Genomic DNA, 18,794 nt, shown 5'->3' with positions numbered 1-18,794 from the left:
TGAACGATCAGGCCGGCATTGCGGCCTGGTCATTCATGAGGTGATCCGCGGCCGCATCCGGTCCGCCCGCCGATGGCCGCCGGCGCAACCGCTCCCAGATCTGCTCGTGGAAATGGTAGGCCACCGTATTCACCGCCGGTTCCACCATGGCCACGAGGCCACCGATCACCAGATCGCCGGTGAGCGCATAGGTCACACCGAAGGCGACGGTGAAATGCATGATTGCGAAGCTGATGGTCTTGGTCATGTGAACCCCTCCGAGTGCGCTGCATTTGACGTTTAGTAAATGATAGTGATCCTCGTTTAGAAAAATAAATCGATTGTTTGCATCCCGCTCATCGGCGTTAACTATGGATCTGGATCGGCTCCGACAGGAGCTCATCGACCTCAACCAACGCCGGCTGGTTTTGCTCGACGGCCCGGCCGAGGCCGGCCGCGCCGCCGCGGAGGCGCTGGTGCAGGCGCTGGCCCTGCCCCCGGTCCAGACATCGGCCAAAATCGCGCCGCCCCAGCGCGTGCACCGCATCGGCGGAGACACCCACCCGGATGCCCTGTCCTCGGCCCAAGCCGCCCGACTGCTGGGCGGCGAATGTGACCTGCTGATCATCGACACCCACCACGGCCTGGACCCGGACGCCCTGGGAGCCGCTGCCGGGACCCTGCGCGGGGGCGGCCTGCTGCTGTTGCTGACCCCGCCGCTGGCCCGCTGGGGACGCGACCCGGCGGGGTCCGCGGCGGTCTCCGGGCGCTTCGTTCGCCGGCTTGGCCGGTTGTTGCTCAGCTCCCCGGCGGTGGTGCGCTGTCCGTTGCCCGCCGGCGACACCCAGCCACAGGCGTACGTCCGGTTCGTGCATCCGGCGGCGGGCAGCGGCGCCGCTGGCTCCGACGATAGCGACGGGCCCGACAACCCGACACCAAGGCCGGTCGCGCCGGCGCCTGCAGCACTGGCAGCGCCAAAGACAGGGCCAATGCCAGCGCCGGCATCGACTCCCGCCACCTCGGATCAGCAACAGGCGGTGGAGGCCATCTGCAAGGTGGCCCTTGGCCGCGCCAACCGTCCGTTGGTGCTCAGTTCGGACCGCGGTCGCGGCAAGTCCGCCGCCCTCGGCATCGCCGTCGCCCGGCTGTTGTCCGACGGCTCGCCGCGGATACTGGTCACCGCGCCCCGCCGCGCCGCCGCCGAGGCGGTCTTTGCCCATGCCCGGGCGGGTCATCCGGCAGCGGCGGACCACCTGCACTTCCTGGCACCCGACGTGCTGCTGCGCAGCCGTCCGGACGCGGACCTGCTGCTGGTGGACGAGGCCGCCGGCATCCCGGCCCCGATGCTCGAAGCCATGCTCAGCCGCTATCGCCGTATCGTCTTCGCCAGCACCGTGCACGGCTACGAAGGCACCGGCCGCGGCTTCGAGATCCGGTTTCGCGCTGTCCTGGAGCGGGTCACGCCGCACTGGCGCCTGCTGCGGCTGCGCACACCCATCCGCTGGGCCGTGGACGACCCGCTGGAGCGGTTCATCCACCGCGCCCTGCTGCTCGATGCCGAGCCGGCAGCAGATGACCAGGTCGACGCCGCCTGCGCCCCCGGGGCCCCGCCCCCGCGGTTCGAATCCGTCGACCGCGACCGGCTGGCGGCGGACGAGGGGCTGCTGCGCCAGATCTTCGGCCTGCTGGTGCTGGGGCACTACCAGACACGCCCAACGGACCTGCTGCACATGCTGGACGGCCCGCACATGGCGGTGGCGGTGCTGCACCAGGGGGACAGGGTGCTGGCCACGGCCCTGAGCGCTGAAGAGGGCCGGCTTCCACAGCCCTTGCTGGCCCCGATCTTCGACGGGCAACGCCGCCCCCGCGGGCATCTGCTGCCGCAGACCCTGTCGGCCCATGCCGGGCTGTTCGACGCCCCGCGGCTGGGCTACACCCGCATCGTACGCATCGCCGTGCACCCCCGCGCCCGCCGCCGCGGGTTCGGCAGACAGCTTGTGCAAGGGCTGATCGCCCGGTCGCGCCGACAGGGGCAGGATCTGCTCGGCGCCAGCTTCGGCGCAACGTCGGACCTGCTGCAGTTCTGGCAGCGCTGCGGCCTGGCACCGGTGCACCTGGGCAGCCACCGCAATGCCGCCAGCGGGGCCCATGCCGCGGTGCTGTTGCATCCGCTGAGCGCCGACGGCCGGGCGCTGTACACATCGGCCCGGGCGCGACTGGTGCCGCACCTCGGCGTGCGGCTGGCGGGTCCGCTGCGCGACGTCGAGCCTGCCGTGGTGACGGCGCTGCTGCGCGGCGCACCAACCCGGCGCTGGTCGCCCAGCGCGGACGAGCAACGGGAACTGGACGCCTTCGCCTATGCCTCGCGGGGCTTCGACGCGGCCCTGCCGACACTGCACCGACTGCTCCTCGCCAAGCTGCCCCGGACATTGCCCCTTGCCTCCGGGGCGGATCGAACCGCACCCGAGCAGACCGACCTGCTGCTGGCCTGCATCCTGCAGCAGCGCGACTGGAACGGTGTTGCGGAGCAGTTCGGCCTCAGCGGCAAGCAGGCGCTGCTGCGGACCCTGCGCGACGGCATCGCCCGGCTGCTGGCACGGATCGAGCCGCTGCCGCAGCGGCAGTCGCCGCCTCCGCCACGCGCCGAAACCTAGCCGCGTCGGCCTAGCCGCGTCGGCCTAGCCGCGTCGCCCAGTGTAGCGGTAGGCGGACTCGATGCGCTCCCGGGTCAGGACCCCGTAGATGCGCTGGATGCCCGGCGCGGTCATGCGCTGCACATACAGCGCCTCGGCGCCCTGCTGCTGCAGGCGGTCCATGGCCTCCTGCAAGGTGGCCTGCAGATGCACCGGCGCCAGTTCAAGGCGCTCGGCGGGGATCTCCAGCAGATCCAGCTGCTCGGCCTCCGGCGTGCGGGCCAGATGGCTGGCAACGGCCTTGCCGGGCATCAGCGCGCCGGGCACGCCATCCCGCTCCACGATCACCCACTCGGGCTCGTCCGCCAGCAGCCGCTCCGCCTCGCCGCGGCTCAGCCGCGGTCCGCTGCGCACGAAGCGGGTATTCATCACGCCGCCGACACTGCTGCGACGCAACAGATCCACCACCGGATGGGCCCGGTAGTCGAGCCCGTTGGCCCGCAGCGCGGTCAGAAACAGCGAGTCCTTGCCGAACAGCTCCTTGCAGGTCAGGCCCGCAAGGATGATGGCCAGCATCGCCGGCATGACCAGCCCCGGGCTGTGGGTCAGTTCCACGATGGCCGTCAGCGCGGCCAGCGGCGCCTGCAGGCTTGCGCCCATCATGGCGCCCATGCCGAGCAGCGCGTAGAAGCCCGCATCGACACCCTCGGCTCCGGTCACCGCCACGGTGGACACCGCCACCAGGTTGCCGGCCACCGCCCCCATGAACAGCGCCGGCCCAATGCTGCCGCCGGGAATGCCGAGCCCGACGCCCACCGAGGTGGCCAGCAGCTTCGCCAGCAGCAACACCGCCAGGAACCCCCACGCCAGGGGCTGCCGCAGCAGTTGCTGCAGGGTATCGTAGCCCAGCCCCATCACCTCCGGCACCAGGGCACCCGCCAGCCCGGCCAGGGCGCCGGCGATGAGGATGCGCCGCAACAGCCCCACGCCCTTGCCCAGGGCGGCGATGCGCTCCACCAGCAGGATGTAGGCCGCGGACAGGGCGCCGACGAACAGGCCGAGTAGCAATACCGGCGCCAGTGCCCCCAGGGACGACAATGCCAGCGGCGGGATCTGCAGGGTGGGCGCACTGCCGAACACCGCCACCGAGACGGCATTGGCGCTGACCGCGGCCAGGATGATGGGGATGAAACTGGCCGGACGGTATTCCAGCGCCAGCACCTCGAGCGCGAAGATCACCCCCGCCAGCGGGGTGTTGAAGGAGGCGGAGATGCCGGCGGCCGTGCCGCAGGCGACCATGTTGCGGATACTGCTGTTGGGCAGCGACAGGCGCTGGCCGATCAGGCTGCCGCTGGCGGCGCCGAGGTGGATGTTCGGCCCCTCGCGCCCCACCGAGTGGCCACTGACAATGGCCAGGGCGGCACCGATAAACTGCAGCACCAGCCCGCGGGCGTGCATGTGCCCCTGGTGGTATTCCATGCGCTCCAGGACGCGGGCCACCCCGAGCACCGGACTGTCCCTGGCAAGGCGCCAGAACAGCAGGCCGATCAGCAGCGCCCCGCCGATGGGCAACAGCAGTCGTACCCAGGCGGACAGGGCCTCATAGTTCTCCCCGTGGCCCGGCAGCATCAACGCCTGGGCCCCCTCCACCACCAGCCGGAAGCCGACGATCACGGCGCCGGCGGCGAGCCCGGTCAGCAGGCCCAACAGGGCCGGCCAAAACAGCGTGTCCGGCCGCGATAGGCGCAGGTGCAGCGCCTCCAGCGACGGTCGCGGCAACCGGCGACGCCATCCGCCACGCATCAGTCACCGGTCCGGCTCAGCAAGGCATCCAGCAACCGTTTCTGCTCCAGCAGGGCCTGTTCCGTTGCGCGACGATCCAGGATCTCGGTGAGTCGGTGCACGATGGCCTGGGCCAGAAAGGTCTCCTCCGGCAGAAAGGGGCCACCCTCGCAGGACGGCGGGATCTCGCCGTAGGCGAAGGTCAGGCGCACCATCTCGCCGCGCCCGGTGGAGTCATCCACGCTCAGCACGCAGTCGCTGACGCTAAAGCCGGGGCTGGCGTAGACCGCCTCGTCCCAGGTCACCAGCGCGGAGGCCAGTTCCGGATAGCGCAGGCCGGCCGGGATCCGGTTGACCACCGCCAGCAGGATGTCCTCGATGGGCGCTGTCGGGTCGTCGGTCAGGTGGAAGATGTCATACAGGCACTGCTGTTCCTTGACCCGCTCGCCCAGCAGAAAGCGCTCCTGCTCCAGCGCACGCTCCGCCTGGCGCCGGGCGGTGATGTCGCGCACGATGATGACGCAGTGCCGGCGGTCCTGCAGGACATTGACCCGCGCCTCGAAGTCGCGCCGGCCGTCGGCGGTCTCGAGATCGTAGTCGAAGCGCTGCGGCCGCCCGGTCTCCAGGGCCGCGGCAACGGCCTCGCCGAAGCCGACACCGACCCCGGGCGGGAAGGCGTCTTCGATCCGCTGATGCAGCGTCCGGCCGGGCGGCAGGGACGATTTCGCCCCCGACCCGGCGCGCTGGTCCAGGATCACGCCCTCGGCGTCAGTGAGCAGATAGAGATCGGTGATCTCCAGGACGGAAGCGAGGATGGCGCGATCGATGAGGGGTCTCCGGTGAGGAAGGTGAAGACGCGTTTACCGGTGGCTGAAGCAACCTGCGTTGCGTGGGTACAGCATGCCCTAGCCCTTGCGCCTGGGGGGTGCCAGGCCGGCTTCGCTCGACGGCTTGCGTCGCTTGCCGATGTTCTTGCGGTCCCGCAGGCGATCCTTGGTCTTTGGCGGCTTTGTGCCGGCCGGTTTCGATGGCGCCTTCTGCCGCCGGGCCTTGGCCGCGGCGCCGGACCTGGAGGGCCGTTTCGCGGCGCCGTTGAAACTGGCCTCCAGCCCGGGGATGCGGCGTGGCTGCACCGACAGGCGCAGAAAGCGCTGGATGCCCTGCATGCGGTTCCATTCCGGGCCACTGACCAGGGTCACGGCCAGGCCCGCCTGGCCGGCTCGCCCGGTTCGACCGGTACGATGCAGGTAGTCATCGCCGCAGCGCGGCACGTCCAGGTTGATCACGCGCCCGACACCGGGCACGTCCAGCCCGCGGGCCGCCACATCCGTGGCCACCAGCACGCCGACGGTGCCGTGCAGAAACAGCCCCATGACCCGGTTACGTTCGCGCTGATCCAGATCCCCGTGCAGCACCGCGCAGCGCTCTCCCTGTCCCGACAGCCAGTCGCCGATCTGTTCGGCCCGCTCACGGGTGTTGACGAACACCAGGGTCTTGTCGGCTGGCTCGTTATCCAGCAGCCATTGCAGCTGGCGGCGCTTGTGCTCGGGCTCGTCGCTGAACAGCAACTGGTGGTGGATGTCCGGGTGTGGCTCGCGGCCGGGGTCGACGCAGAGGGTCTGCGGATCGCGCAACAACTGCCGCGCCAGGGTATCCAGGCCGGGCTGCTGCAGCGTGGCCGAGAACAGCATGGACTGGCGCTCCGCCGGGCAGCGGGCGAGGATGGACACCACCTCGTCGGCAAAGCCCATGTCGAGCATGCGGTCCGCCTCGTCCAGCACCAGGCATTGCAGCTCGCCCAGATCCGCCTCGCCGCTGTCGAGGTGTTCCAGCAGCCGCCCGGGCGTGGCGATCAGGATGTCCGGATTGCGCCGCAGCAGCGCCGTCTGCAGAGCGCGCTTCTCGCCGCCGATGATCACCGTCGCGGTCAGCCGGGTGTAGCTGCCTACGCGCATGAAATGCGCATGCACCTGGCGCGCCAGTTCGCGGGTCGGGGTCAGGATCAGCCCCCGTACGGCGGTGGCCGAGCCGGGCTCCTGCATCAGGCGCTGCAGCATCGGCAACAGGAAGGCCAGGGTCTTGCCCGAGCCGGTCACCGCCGACACCAGCAGGTCCGCCCCGACCAGGGCGGCCGGCACCACCTGCTGCTGCACCGGCGTCGGTGTCTCGAGGCCGGCCCTGGCCAGACCGCGCAACAGCGGTTCCGTCAGGTCCAGATGGTCGAAGCCGCCGGTCGCTTCGGGATCGGACACGGGCTAGTCCTCGAGCCGGTACCGGGCACCGCAATAGGGGCAGGTGGCCTCGCCGCCGGGATCGTCCTCGATCGGCAGGTACACGCGCGGATGCATGTTCCAGACCTCATCCTCTGGCAGCGGACAGCACAACGGCAGGTCCTTGTGGCTGACACTGCGCACCTGCTGCAGATGCGGCGGCGGCTGCACCTGGCTGAAGTCCAGTGCGGGGTCGGTGGTTGCTTGTGTCACGTCGTCGCTCCCTGGGGTTAAACCTGCTGCAAACGAGATGTCGGTTTTTGCGGGTGGTTGTTGCTACTGCCGTCGCCGTCACACCAGCGTCAGCCACTCCAGGTGCGCCTCGCTGCGGCCGTGCACCACGTCGAAGTATAGTTGCTGCAGCCGCTCGGTGATGGGGCCGCGGGTGCCGCTGCCGATGGCACGCCCGTCCACCTCGCGGATGGGCGTCACCTCGGCGGCGGTGCCGGTGAAGAAGGCCTCGTCGGCGATGTAGACCTCGTCGCGGGTGATGCGCTTCTCCACCACATCGATACCGAGCTCCCGGGCCAGCGTCATGATGGTCTTGCGGGTGATGCCGTCCAGCGCCGATGTCAGATCCGGGGTGTAGAGCACACCGCCGCGGACCAGGAAGACGTTCTCGCCGGTGCCTTCCATCACGTAGCCCTGGGCGTCGAGCATCAGGGCCTCGTCGTAACCGTCGCGCATGGCCTCCTGCAGCGCCATCATGGAGTTCATGTAGTTGCCGTTGGCCTTGGCCCGACACATGGTGACGTTGACATGATGCCGCGTGAACGACGACACCCGCACGCGGATGCCGTTCTTCATGTTCTCCTCGCCGAGGTAGGAGCCCCATTCCCAGGCGGCGACGATGCAGTGCACGTCCAGGTTGTCGGCGCGCAGCCCCATGCCCTCCGGGCCGAAGTAGAACATCGGCCGGATGTAGGCGGAGTCGAGCCGGTTCTCGCGAACGGCGATGCGCTGCGCCTCGTCGATGGTATCGCGGTCGTAGGGCACCTTCATGCCCAGGATGTGCGCGGAGTTGAACAGCCGGTCGGTATGCTCGCGCAGGCGGAAGATGGCCGGCCCGCGTTCGGTCTTGTAGGCGCGAACCCCCTCGAACACCCCCATGCCATAGTGCAGGGTGTGGGTCAGCACATGGGTCTGTGCATTGCGCCACTGCACGATCTGACTGTTGTGCCAGATCAGGCCTTCACGGTCCGCCATGCTCATGTTTGATGCTCCTGAAAACGGAAGGGCCGAGGGCCTGAGGCCGAGGGCCGATGAAATCGTGTCAATTCTCCACGCCCCAGCCGCAGGGCATGGGCCTGCGGTCACGGGGTCGCCGGCTCCATCAGCGCCACCCACAACGCGGCCACGCGGTCGCGCTCGGTCTGCAGATGATCGTCCGGCACCAGACCCGGCGTATCCTCCAGCGCATTGCGGTGGTAGGCCGCCCGCAGGGCCTTGTAGGCGGCGGTCAGGTCATCGGCGCCACTGCCCGGCAACAGCTGCAGCCGCTGCAGCGTCTCGAGCAGGCGCACATTGTCGGTCCAGGCGGCCAGCTCGGGGTGGGCCGCCGCCCAGCGCAGGACCAGGTATTGAACCATAAACTCGATATCGGCAATACCACCGCGACCCTGCTTGAGATCGAAAAGCCCGGCGCCGGTCTTGTCCAGGTTGGTCCGCATCTTTTCACGCATGTCGCGCACGTCGGTGCGCAACTGCTCAGGCTCGCGTTCGCGGCACAGGATCTGCCGGCGCACCGCCGCAAACGGCTCGAACAGTCGGCCGTCACCGGCCACCGGCCGGGCACGCACCAGGGCCTGGTGCTCCCAGGTCCAGGCGTCGCTGGCCTGGTAGTCGGCAAACGACTTCAGCGATCGCGCGATCATGCCCGTGTCGCCGTCCGGACGCAGGCGCATGTCGGCCTCGTAGAGCACGCCGGAATAGGTGGGCGTGGTCATCACGTGGATCAGCCGCTGCCCCAGTCGCACGTAGAATTGCTCCGTGCTGATGGGGCGCTCGCCGTCGGTCATGGCACCGGCCAGGGCATCGTCGTACAGGAACACCAGATCCAGGTCTGAGCGGTAGCCCAGCTCGATGCCGCCGAGCTTGCCGTAGCCCAGCACGATGAAGCCCGGCTGCAGGACGTCGGTGCCCGGCGGGCAGCCATGGCGCACGGCCAGATCGCGAAAGGCGATGGCCAGGCTCCGGGCACAGGCCACCTCGGCGATCTCGGTCAGATAGTCGCTGACCACCATCAGCGGGATCACGCCGGTGATGTCCGCGGCTGCGGTGCGCAGCATGTTGCCCTGGGCGAATTGGCGCAACCGCTCCATCTGCTGCTCCAGGTCGTCCGCCTCGACACCCGCCAGCAGCGCGTCCAGCTCCTGCTCCAGGTCGGCGCGGCGCAGGGGCTCGAACAGGCGGCGCGGGTCCAGCAACTCGTCCAGCAGCAGCGGCTGCCGCGCCGTGCGCTCGGCAAACCAGGGGCTCTTGGCGCTGAGCCGCACCAGCTGGCGCAGGGCGCCCGGATGCTCGGACAGCAGGGCCAGATAGGCGGTACGCCCGATGACCGATTCCAGCACTGTAAGCACCCGCGGCAGCGCCAGATCCGGGGCATCGCTGTCCGCCACCGCCTGCAGCAGCGCCGGCATGACCAGCTCCAGATGCTCCGCCGCCCGGGTGCTCAGGCCACGCCGCGCGATGGTGTCGCGAAAGTCGTCGATGCGTGCGCGTGCGCCGGCGCCGTCGGCAAAGCCATGCTCCGCCAGCACCCGCTCGCACTCCGCCGCATCCGGCTGGCGGGCCCAGAGCGCGGCCAGGCCGTGCTCGCGATCGCCGCCGGGATCGGCGAAGACGGCGTCGAAACAGGCCTGCACCTGGCGCCGGTAGCCGTCCAGCGCCTGCTTGAACGTCGGCCAGTCGTCGAACCCCATGCTGCGCGCCAGGCGCCGCTGGCCCTCGGGCGTGGCCGGCAGCAGATGCGTCTGGCGGTCCTGCCAGGCCTGGACGCGGTTTTCCGTCAGGCGCAGGAAGCGATAGGCCGCCAGCAGCCCCTCGACCACGTCGGCGCCGAGCAGACCCTTGTCGCGCAGCAGCCCCAGCACCGTCTGGATGGGGCGGATCTGCAGATCCGGATCGCGCCCGCCGCGGATCAGCTGGAACGCCTGGCCGATGAACTCGATCTCGCGGATACCGCCGGGACCGAGCTTGATGTTCTCTTCCATGCCCTTGCGTCGCAATTCGCGGCTGATGGAGGCCTTGAGCGAACGCAGCGACTCGATGGCGCCGAAGTCCAGGTAGCGCCGGTAGACGAACGGCCGCAGCATGGCCATCAGTTCAGCGGCGGCCTCGGCATCGCCGGCAACCACCCGCGCCTTGGTCATGGCGTAGCGCTCCCACTCGCGCGCCTGGGAGTGGTAATACCCCTCCATGGCGTCGAAGCTCATGGCCAGGGGGCCGGCACTGCCGAAGGGCCGCAGACGGGTATCGACCCGGAACACGAAGCCATCCACTGTCTGCGTATCCAGCGCACTGACCAGACGCTGGCACAGGCGGGTGAAGAACTGCTCGTTGCGCAGCGGCCGCGGGCCGCCGCTGACCTCGCCGCTGCTGGGGAAGGCGAAGATCAGGTCGATGTCCGACGACAAGTTCAGTTCCCGGGCGCCGAGCTTGCCCATGCCCAGCACGATCAGCGGCTGCGACTGCCCCTCGGCATCCTGCGGCACGCCGATCTCGGCCTCGGTCCAGCCGCGCAGCAACGCCAGCGCCTGGCGGATGCAGCAATCGGCCAGTTCGGTCAGGTCCTCCAGGGTCTCGTCCAGCGGGGCCAAGCCGGCCAGGTCGCGCCAGACGATGCGCAGCATGTGACGGCGACGGAACAGCCGCAGCGCACGCTGCAGCGCAGCCTCGTCGCCGACCCCGCGCAACTGCCGTACCAGTTCCGCCGCCATTTCGCCGGCCACCAGCGGGCGCCCCAGGATGCCCTCGGCGATCAGGTCCGCCAGGGTCTGCGGACTGCGAGCGCTGGTCAGCGCGGCAAATTCGCTCGCCGCCCAGACCCGGGCCCGGGCGGCGCTGAAATCGGCATCCGCCGGCACGGCAACGGCGTTGGCGGCGGCCCAGTCGAGCCAGTCCTGCCAGTGGTGTTCGAGGGTCTGGGCGCTGTGTTCCTGCATGCTCGTGGGCTCAATCGCTGCGGATCGCATAGCGCGTGGCCAGCCGATGGCTCGCCCCCGGCGCCAACGTCACCTCGTCGTCCCCGGCATTGGCGGACTCCACGCAGAGCATGGCGGAATATTCGTCATCGCCAAAGTCCGCCATGGCTTGGGCCTGCCCGATCCACGGATTCCAGACCACCACCGAGCGGCTGCCCTCGCGCTCGATGTGGATGCGCCGCCCCAGCGCCGGATCATCGATGATCAGGCCATCCAGGGTGTCGACATAGATACGGTTCACCGGCCCGTCGAAATTCACCGGACCGGACTGCCGACGGCGCACCGCTTCACCAACCTTGTCGATGTACTCGTGGCCGGCGAGCCCCAGCACCTGTGCCTGGCGGATGTTGCCGATGCGGAAGTAGGCATGCAGCGCCTGGGTCAGCGTCACCGGCGCATCGCCCGGGTTGCGACTGACCAGGGCCACCTCAAGGGTGCGTCCGATGGTGACCTCGAGTTCCAGCGCAAACGCATGCGGCCATAGCGCTCGCGATGCGGCATCGTCAGTGATGCCGAGCCGGATCCGGACCGCGCCGTCCGCCATCACCTCGGTGAGCAGCAGCGTCCACTGCCGGGTGCGGACAAAGCCGTGGTCCGGCCGGCCAAGGACCTCCGGATCGGGTCCGAACCAGGGCCAGCAGACCGGGATACCACCCTTGATGGCCTGACCGCGCTGGAACCGGGCCTCGCGGCTGACGAACAGCAGGTCCGCCTCGGCGTCCTCCGGGCAGTACGACAGCACCTGCCCTGCATAGGCACTGATCTCGGCACGCGCAAACGCGTTGTCGACGATGATCAGCGGCAGGTCGCCGCGTCCGGCACAGATCTGCACGCTCCCCGGAATGCCGAATTCTTCGTTGGCCTGGTCGATGTCCATGATGGCTCCTGTGGTCCGAGTTCCGAAGACGCTGACGTATCCAGCCTTTCCCCGATTCACCTTTCGCCAATTCAGGCCAGCAACTGATCGGAGGCCGTGGCCCGGTTGCTCTCCAGCATGCGCTCGAACCGCGCCGGATCCTGCTTCAGCGCATTCACATACTCATCCAGCAGCGATTCCCACTGCGGACCGCCATGCTCGCGGAACTTGGCCAGCGCCACCAGCAGGATCTTCGCAGCGGCGCGGATCTCGCGCTGGTCGCCCTCGCCATAGTGGAGCACCAGGTCGGCATAGAGCCGCTCGACTCGCTCCATCGGCGTCTGCACATCGGCCTCCATCGGTTTGCTCCTCAGCGTCGGCATTGCAAAGCCCACAGTATACGCCAGAGGCCCATGCTTCGGCCCCGGCGGCTTGCCGGCCAGCGCCGACACCCAACCCGCGAACCCAAGCTCGCGTAGCGATCGATCCATATACCAACCCGGAACATCCCTGGCTTTAATTACTGTCCCCGTATTTAAGTTATACGCTGTCCCATGTCCACAGGTCCCAGTGTTGTGCTGGACCATCGCCAGTCACTTCATAAGCGGGTTGGGTGTAGGCGCTCTGGGGTCTCGATCGCAGGGATGCGATCGTGAAGCCTACAGGGATGTATTCACGGCGTCCTCAGAGCGCCGACACCCAACCCGTGAACCCAAGCTCGCGTAGCGATCGATCCATATACCAACCCAGGACATCCCTGTTGATGAATACTGCCCCTTTGTTAAGCGGGTCGATACACTAAGGAGACGCTGATTTATTGGCCTCCTGGCCAAAAATCAGCACGCGATTCGAAAACGCGGTTTCCGAATCGCTTCATTTTCAGCGGCTTGCGCCGCTAAAAATGGCGGGGCCTCCTGCCCCGCACGGGAAATGCCGAATAAATCAGCATTTCCCTAAGCTCAGCATTCCAGACTAGATCAATACACCGTCACCGTAATAGTCGCATGATCCTCTATCTGCACGGACTGAACAGCTCGGGTCAGTCACTGAAGGCGCGGTTGCTGCGCGAGGCCTTGACCCCGGCAGAGGTCGTGGCCCCGGACTATCCCGCCCACCGCCCGCATCAGGCGATGGCACAGCTGACGGCGCTGCTCAGCCAGCTCACTGGCGAACATCTCACTGGCGAGCAACTGACTAGCACGCAAGCCTTTGATACACAAACCATCGGCGCACGACTCGCCCGCACGGGAGTCGCCGGCACGGGATCTGCGCCCATCATCGTCGGCAGCTCCATGGGCGGCTTCTACGGACAGGCCCTCGCCCGGCGCTTTCCGATCACGCACCTGTTCATGATCAACCCGGCACTGCAGCCCTGGCGACTGCTCCCCACCCTGGCCGACACCCCCATGACCACCGCGGCCGGGGAACACTACCTGCTCACGCCCGACCTCATCGAAGCCACCCGCGCCTATGCCGTCGACAGCCCCTGCGACGGTGACGACGACGGCATACCCACGACGCTGCTGCTGGACGCCGGCGACGAACTCATCGACCACCAGATCGCCGCCACGCTCTATCGCCGCTGCGCCCGGGTGCACATCTATCCCGGCGGTGACCACGCCTTCCAGCACATGGACGACGCCATCCGCTTGATCCGCGCAGCCCTGTCCGGCAGCGACCCTGAATCCGGCGCCGCATCCTGAACCCCGTCAGGCACCTACCAGCCGGCCGACGATCCGGAAGCCCGCCACATAGGTGCCCAGCGCAGAGCCGAGGCTGCTGAAGATGAAGACCAGCAACACCCGCGACACACGATTGCGCCACCAACCGCGCAGACCCGAGAGATCGCTGCGCAGACGGCCGAAATCACCGACACTGGGGCGGCGCAGGCTCAGCTCGATGCCCCCCGCCACCATGCCCGCACCGATGGTCGGATTCAGCGACGTCAGCGGTGCCGCAAAAAAGGCACCGACCACCGTCAGCGGATGCGCCGCCGCCAGGATCGTGCCCAGCGCCGAGAGCGAGCCGTTGATCAGCACCCAATCCAGCACCAGGTTCCAGCCCAGCGCCGGGCTTCGGGTAAAGCCATAGACGAACACACCCAGGATCACCGCCACCACCACCCAAGGCAGCAGACGCCACAGCCGCGAAGTCGGAGGCACCTGCTCCAGCGCCGCAATCTCCGTCTCCGGTGCGGCCGACGGGCGCACCAACTGCTCCGCCAACCCCTTCATGTGACCTGCGCCCACCACCGCCAGCACCCGCGCCAGCGGCTGCTCGCCGAGCGACTGCTGCAGACGCAGCGCCATATAGCGATCACGCTCCGCGATCAGCGGCCGGTACAGATCCGCCCGATCCTGTGCAAACTCCGCAAAGGTCGTCTCCAACACATCGCCCTGCTTCAGCCGCTCGATCTCCTCCTCGCTCACCTGCTCGCGCGACAGCAAGCCCGCCAGCAGGCCCGAGAACAGATTCAGCCGCCTCCACCAACCCAGATTCCGGGCCGCCCGCTTCAGCGTGATGCCCAGCTCGCGGTCGATCAGCAACACCGGCAGCCCATGCTGCCGCGCCTGCTCGATCGCCATCCGCTGCTCCGCACCCGGCTCGATGTCGAACTGCTCCGCCAGCCGCTGCTGATAAGCCGACAGCGCCAGACTGGCCGCCACCATGTAGACGCGACCCTCGCGGATCACCGCGAACAGATCCATGCGACTCAGACTGTCCGGATTGACAATGGCGTTATAACGGCTGGGACACAGCTCCACCGCCACCGCATCGAAACCGCCGCCCTCCTGCTGCAACAGTTCCTGCACCTTGGCCGCGCTGCTGCGCGACACATGGGCCGTGCCCAGCAGCGTGACCTGCGCACCACCCGCCTCCACCGTCAGCAAGGGTTCTTCCTGTGTCTCCATAACGCGCTCGATACTCTAGGAAGACGCTGATTTATTGGCCATCCTGGCCAAACACCAGCACGAGATTCGAAAATGCGGTTTCCGAATCGCTTCATTTTCAGCGGCTTGCGCCGCCAAAAATGGCGAGGCCTACTGCCCCGCACGGGAAATGCTGAATCAATCAGCGTTTCCCTGGGGATGCCAGATTCAGGGTGTGGCCGCAAACGCCGGCAAAGGCGTGTGCAGCCACCAGGTGGATTGCGCATCATCCCAGCGCCAGTCCTCCCGCTGGGTCAACTGCTTCAGCCGCTGCCGATCCTCCAGCACATACTCGATGCGGACCACCTGCACCGCCTGCTGCTGGGCGCCGATGAGCGCCGGCTGGACCACCTCGTAACCCGTGACCCGCACATTGTCCAGCACCGAGAAATCCACATCCGCCCGCACATCCGGATGCACAAACCCCACCGCCGACTCGAAGTAGCCCCAGCGCACGGACTCCGCATAGCCCTTGGTCGCCGCATACAGCGACTCCGCCATGCGGTCCTGCTTGATGCGCCCGCAGCCCGTCACGACCAGCGCGCAAAGCAGAACAAGCCCGAGGCCGCGCGCCGGAGAGACAACAGACATGGCATGGATCCACAGTGACATGACAGAACCGCAGTATAAGCCGAGCGCGGCTCCGGCGTGACGCGCGCAGGCCGGGAGGTGGCGCAAGCACGGTGGTCGACAGCAACGCTTGCCATCCCTGGCAATGGATTCCGGCATCCTGCCGGAATGACGGCGAGGCGCGCAGGCCGGGAGGTGGCGCAAGCACGGTGGCAGACAGAGTGAGCAGGCCGGGTGTCGGCGCTCTGGGGTCTCGATCGCCCTTGATCTGAACAGGGATGCGATCGTGAAGCCTACACGGACGTATTCACGGCGTCCCCAGAGCGCCGATACCCGACCTGCTCACGGCACCAAAGAACGCCGCAACACGCCAGCTAACCCAAACACGGCAGACGGACTGAAACAAACACAACAGCTAAAAAACACCAAATGAAACGGAGCAAGACACAGAACACAAACCCAAAGCACGCCCGTCAAGTCCCGCAAAAGGTCCGCTGAACCTCCTCCTCCGGCCGCGGCGGACGCCGATACTCCGCCGAACCCGCATCCTCATCGTACGGACGCGCAACCACCCGCAACAACGCATCCAGCGGCCCCAGATCCATCGTCTCACCGGTCGCCGCCTCGATCACCCGCTGCACCAGATGATTGCGCGGAATGAACGCCGGATTCACCAACCGCATCGCCGCCTGACGCGCCGCATCCGGGCGCTCCTCCTGCGCCAGACGCCGCCGCCAGCGCCCGACCCAGTCATCCAGCACCGCCGGCTGATCAAACAACGCCCGCAACGGCGCATCCCGCTCCGACGCCTCCGCCGACAGATCGCTCAACAACCTGAAGGTATTGGTGAAATCCGCCCCCTGCTCCGCCATCCGGGCGAGCAGATCCAGCGCCAGCTCCCGATCGCCAGCCCGCGGCCGCTGCAACCCGATCTTGGCACACAAGCCATCAACATAAGCCGCATCCACCGCCTCACCATATCGGTCCAGCGCCCCCAGGGCCCACTGCCGCGCCGCCTCGCCGTCCGCCTCATCGTCAGCCAGCAGCGGCAACAGACAATTGGCCAGCTGCGCCAGATTCCAGTAACCGATGCCCGGCTGGCGGTCATAGGCATAGCGCCCGCCGTGATCGATGGAACTGAACTTCGTCGCCGGATGGTACCGGTCCATGAAGGCGCAGGGACCATAGTCGATGGTCTCGCCGGAGATGGCCATGTTGTCGGTATTCATCACCCCATGGATGAAACCCACCAGCATCCAGCGCGCGATCAACGCCGCCTGCGCCTGTGCCACCGCCTCGAACAGCGCCCGATAGCGCTGACCCGCCGCTGCACAGTCCGGATAATGCCGGTCGATCACATAGTCCGCCAGCGCTCGCACCGCATCCAGATCGCCCAGATTGGCGACATACTGGAAGGTCCCCACCCGCACATGACCGGCGGCAACACGGGCCAGGACCGCGCCCGGCTCCGGCCGGTCCCGATAGACCGCCTCACCGGTGGCCACCATCGCCAGCGCCCGGGTCGTCGGGATTCCCAGACCCGCCATCGCCTCGCCGAGGACATATTCACGCACCACCGGCCCAAGCGCCGCCCGACCGTCACCCCCGCGGGAAAACGGCGTGCGGCCCGCACCCTTCAGGTGCAGATCCCGACGCTGGCCGGCGACATCCACCAGCTCCCCCAGCAGCACCGCCCGACCGTCGCCCAGCGACGGCACGAACTGGCCGAACTGGTGACCGGCATAGGCCATGGCCAGGGGTTCCGCCCCCGGCGGCAAGCGGTTGCCCCCCAGCACGGCGGCCCCGGCCGACGACGCCCACTCATCCGCATCCAGCCCCAGCTCCGTTGCCAACTCATGGTTGAGCCGGATCAGCCGCGGCGCACGCACCGGCGTCGGTGTCACCGGTGCGTGCAGCACCGCCGGCAGGCGCACATAGGTATTGTCGAACCGGATCATTCATTCCCCCCAGCAGGTCGCGGATGAGTCCGCGCAGCCATTGGCTGCCCAGATCGTAGTGATAACGCTCGTGCCAGTGCTGCTTGATGGCGTACTCCGGCATCGGAAAGGGCACCGGAAAGATCCTGAACCGGCCGCGCCGGGCCAGGGCCTCGCTCAGGCGGCCCGGAATGGTCGCCACCAGGTCCGTGGCCTCGGCAACGAAGGCGGCGCCGACGAAGTCCGGAATGGTAACGGCCACGCGGCGCTTGATGTTCTGCCGTGCAATCTCCCGCTCGATGATCTGATGGCCGCTGCCTGAGGTGCGCACCACGGCGTGCTCCTCGCGCTCGAACGCTGCCAGATCAAGCTGCTCGCGCACCCGCGGGTGCCCCGCGGACACCAGGCAGACGTAGTGCTGCCGAAACAGCGTCTGTTGATAGAAGCCCGCGTCCAGCTCCGGCATGAAACCGATGGCCAGATCCACCTCGCCCGCCTCCAGTCGCCGACCGGTGGCAGTCGACAGCGACACCACCCGGATCTGCACGTTCGGCGCCACCTCGCGGATGCGATGCAGCAGATCCGGCAACAGCGCCATCTGGCTGGTGTCGGTCATGGCCACGGTGAAGACGCGACGCGACAGCGCCGGATCGAAGGCAGAGTGCTGCCCCAGGGCGACATCGATGGCCTCAATGGCCGCGCGCATGGGCTTGATCAGCGTCTGGCCGAACGGCGTCGGCTCCATGCCCGAAGAGGTGCGCACGAACAGCGGATCACCGAAATGCTCCCGCAGCTTGCCCAGCGCGATGCTTACCGCCGGCTGTCCAAGGGACAGATTCTCCGCCGCCCGGCTCACGCTGCGCGTCTTGTACACCTCATCGAAGACCTTCAGTAGACGAACATCGGGCGTTAGCATGCGGGATTCCAGAGCCGTTACCTACGAAATTCCGGTGGTTTTGTGTTCAGCCCTCGGATGATGGCTGCAAATATTCCAATTTCGAATCACCTCTATTCGATCAGCTATATGGATCGAATGCACCTGCAAGGCTAAGCTGCAGTCCAGATTGGCCAGAACCTTTCGTGCTGCTTCTGCGCGGGGTTCGGACAGGCCGGTGAGGAGGCGAGAGAGGACAGGCGCAACCCGTGGCCCAGACTACGCCCTTGGTGCACAAGACTGCACACGGGACTGGGCACCGAACTGCAGCATCACGGCAGCCCACCGGCAAAGCCGATCTGCATACAGGCCACGGGAACAGAACGACAATCGACAGACACAGATCTGAAACAACCAGCGCCCAGACGACACTGATTTCTGGCACGCCCAGGCCGAATGACAGTGCACAACACATAACAAGCCCGATGGTCCCTGCAAGACACGACGGGCAACCTCACAGGCCAGGTCACCTGGCCCCGACAGGCCCTTCGCAATGCCGGGGCGACGTTCGACCATCAGTCAAACGTCGCGCCGGCATGCACCCTCTCTTTGTGGCGATCTTCGCATCGCTTGGGACGCGCTGATCGAACGGACCGCCTGGCCAATAAGGAACGCGTCCAAAACAAGGTGAACACTGTAGGGCGGATAAGCGAAGCGCATCCGCCGTTGTGGCCTGTGGCGGATGCGCTTCGCTTATCCGC

General features: G+C 67.5%; 15 protein-coding genes. 2 read left to right on the top strand and 13 right to left on the bottom strand.

What is annotated here, in order from left to right; genetic code table 11:
- Nucleotides 1-7: 7 nt before the first annotated feature.
- Nucleotides 8-247, bottom strand: a complete 240-nt coding sequence (locus F2Q65_RS12675) for a DUF2061 domain-containing protein (protein ID WP_150093786.1) — start codon at nt 245-247, stop codon at nt 8-10.
- A 103-nt stretch (nt 248-350) separates the two neighbouring features.
- On the opposite strand from F2Q65_RS12675, the gene F2Q65_RS12670 reads away from it, so the two are divergent.
- A complete protein-coding gene (locus F2Q65_RS12670; protein ID WP_150093785.1) occupies nt 351-2,633 on the top strand; it encodes a tRNA(Met) cytidine acetyltransferase TmcA in 2,283 nt (760 codons plus the stop codon).
- A gap of 24 nt (nt 2,634-2,657) precedes the next feature.
- Here F2Q65_RS12670 and F2Q65_RS12665 read toward each other — a convergent pair whose 3' ends face one another.
- The 8 genes from F2Q65_RS12665 to F2Q65_RS12630 all read right to left on the bottom strand — a co-directional run bounded on the left by F2Q65_RS12665 (nt 2,658) and on the right by F2Q65_RS12630 (nt 12,081).
- Entirely contained in the window at nt 2,658-4,415 is a 1,758-nt protein-coding gene (locus tag F2Q65_RS12665; RefSeq protein WP_150093784.1) for a chloride channel protein, read from the bottom strand.
- Nucleotides 4,415-5,173 carry a PAS domain-containing protein gene (locus F2Q65_RS12660; RefSeq protein ID WP_281291038.1) on the bottom strand — a complete coding sequence of 253 codons (759 nt, stop codon included), beginning with the start codon at nt 5,171-5,173 and terminating at the stop codon, nt 4,415-4,417. Before F2Q65_RS12660 ends, F2Q65_RS12665 begins: the two co-directional genes overlap by 1 nt.
- A 126-nt stretch (nt 5,174-5,299) precedes the next feature.
- Nucleotides 5,300-6,646, bottom strand: a complete 1,347-nt coding sequence (locus tag F2Q65_RS12655; protein ID WP_246156194.1) for a DEAD/DEAH box helicase — start codon at nt 6,644-6,646, stop codon at nt 5,300-5,302.
- A gap of 3 nt (nt 6,647-6,649) precedes the next feature.
- Nucleotides 6,650-6,835, bottom strand: a complete 186-nt coding sequence (locus tag F2Q65_RS12650; protein ID WP_150093820.1) for a zinc-finger domain-containing protein — start codon at nt 6,833-6,835, stop codon at nt 6,650-6,652.
- Nucleotides 6,836-6,955: 120 nt separating this feature from the next.
- The gene (locus F2Q65_RS12645) at nt 6,956-7,876 is read right to left on the bottom strand and encodes a branched-chain amino acid transaminase (protein WP_150093782.1); all 921 of its coding nucleotides are present in this window, start codon (nt 7,874-7,876) and stop codon (nt 6,956-6,958) included.
- 101 nt (nt 7,877-7,977) lie between these two features.
- Nucleotides 7,978-10,827, bottom strand: a complete 2,850-nt coding sequence (gene glnE / locus F2Q65_RS12640) for a bifunctional [glutamate--ammonia ligase]-adenylyl-L-tyrosine phosphorylase/[glutamate--ammonia-ligase] adenylyltransferase (protein WP_150093781.1) — start codon at nt 10,825-10,827, stop codon at nt 7,978-7,980.
- 10 nt (nt 10,828-10,837) lie between these two features.
- On the bottom strand, nt 10,838-11,743 hold the full coding sequence (locus F2Q65_RS12635) for a D-hexose-6-phosphate mutarotase (RefSeq protein WP_150093780.1): 906 nt from the start codon (nt 11,741-11,743) through the stop codon (nt 10,838-10,840).
- Nucleotides 11,744-11,814: 71 nt separating this feature from the next.
- Entirely contained in the window at nt 11,815-12,081 is a 267-nt protein-coding gene (locus tag F2Q65_RS12630; RefSeq protein WP_150093779.1) for a hypothetical protein, read from the bottom strand.
- A 645-nt stretch (nt 12,082-12,726) separates the two neighbouring features.
- On the opposite strand from F2Q65_RS12630, the gene F2Q65_RS12625 reads away from it, so the two are divergent.
- Nucleotides 12,727-13,425, top strand: a complete 699-nt coding sequence (locus F2Q65_RS12625) for a YqiA/YcfP family alpha/beta fold hydrolase (RefSeq protein WP_150093778.1) — start codon at nt 12,727-12,729, stop codon at nt 13,423-13,425.
- 6 nt (nt 13,426-13,431) lie between these two features.
- On the opposite strand, the gene F2Q65_RS12620 is transcribed toward F2Q65_RS12625, so the two are convergent.
- The 4 genes from F2Q65_RS12620 to F2Q65_RS12605 all read right to left on the bottom strand — a co-directional run bounded on the left by F2Q65_RS12620 (nt 13,432) and on the right by F2Q65_RS12605 (nt 18,075).
- Nucleotides 13,432-14,634 carry a TraB/GumN family protein gene (locus F2Q65_RS12620; protein ID WP_150093777.1) on the bottom strand — a complete coding sequence of 401 codons (1,203 nt, stop codon included), beginning with the start codon at nt 14,632-14,634 and terminating at the stop codon, nt 13,432-13,434.
- 186 nt (nt 14,635-14,820) lie between these two features.
- Entirely contained in the window at nt 14,821-15,243 is a 423-nt protein-coding gene (locus tag F2Q65_RS12615) for a hypothetical protein (protein ID WP_150093776.1), read from the bottom strand.
- Nucleotides 15,244-15,695: 452 nt separating this feature from the next.
- Nucleotides 15,696-17,180 (bottom strand): protein adenylyltransferase SelO, encoded by a 1,485-nt coding sequence (locus F2Q65_RS12610; protein WP_150093775.1) that lies wholly within the window; start codon nt 17,178-17,180, stop codon nt 15,696-15,698.
- The gene (locus tag F2Q65_RS12605) at nt 17,077-18,075 is read right to left on the bottom strand and encodes a LysR family transcriptional regulator (protein ID WP_150093774.1); all 999 of its coding nucleotides are present in this window, start codon (nt 18,073-18,075) and stop codon (nt 17,077-17,079) included. The genes F2Q65_RS12610 and F2Q65_RS12605 overlap by 104 nt, the downstream gene beginning before the upstream one ends.
- Nucleotides 18,076-18,794 lie beyond the last annotated feature (719 nt).

The sequence above is a fragment of the Thiohalocapsa marina genome, from assembly GCF_008632335.1.
GTDB classification, from domain to species: Bacteria; Pseudomonadota; Gammaproteobacteria; order Chromatiales; family Chromatiaceae; genus Thiohalocapsa; species Thiohalocapsa marina.
This window is presented reverse-complemented; position numbering and strand designations above follow the sequence as displayed.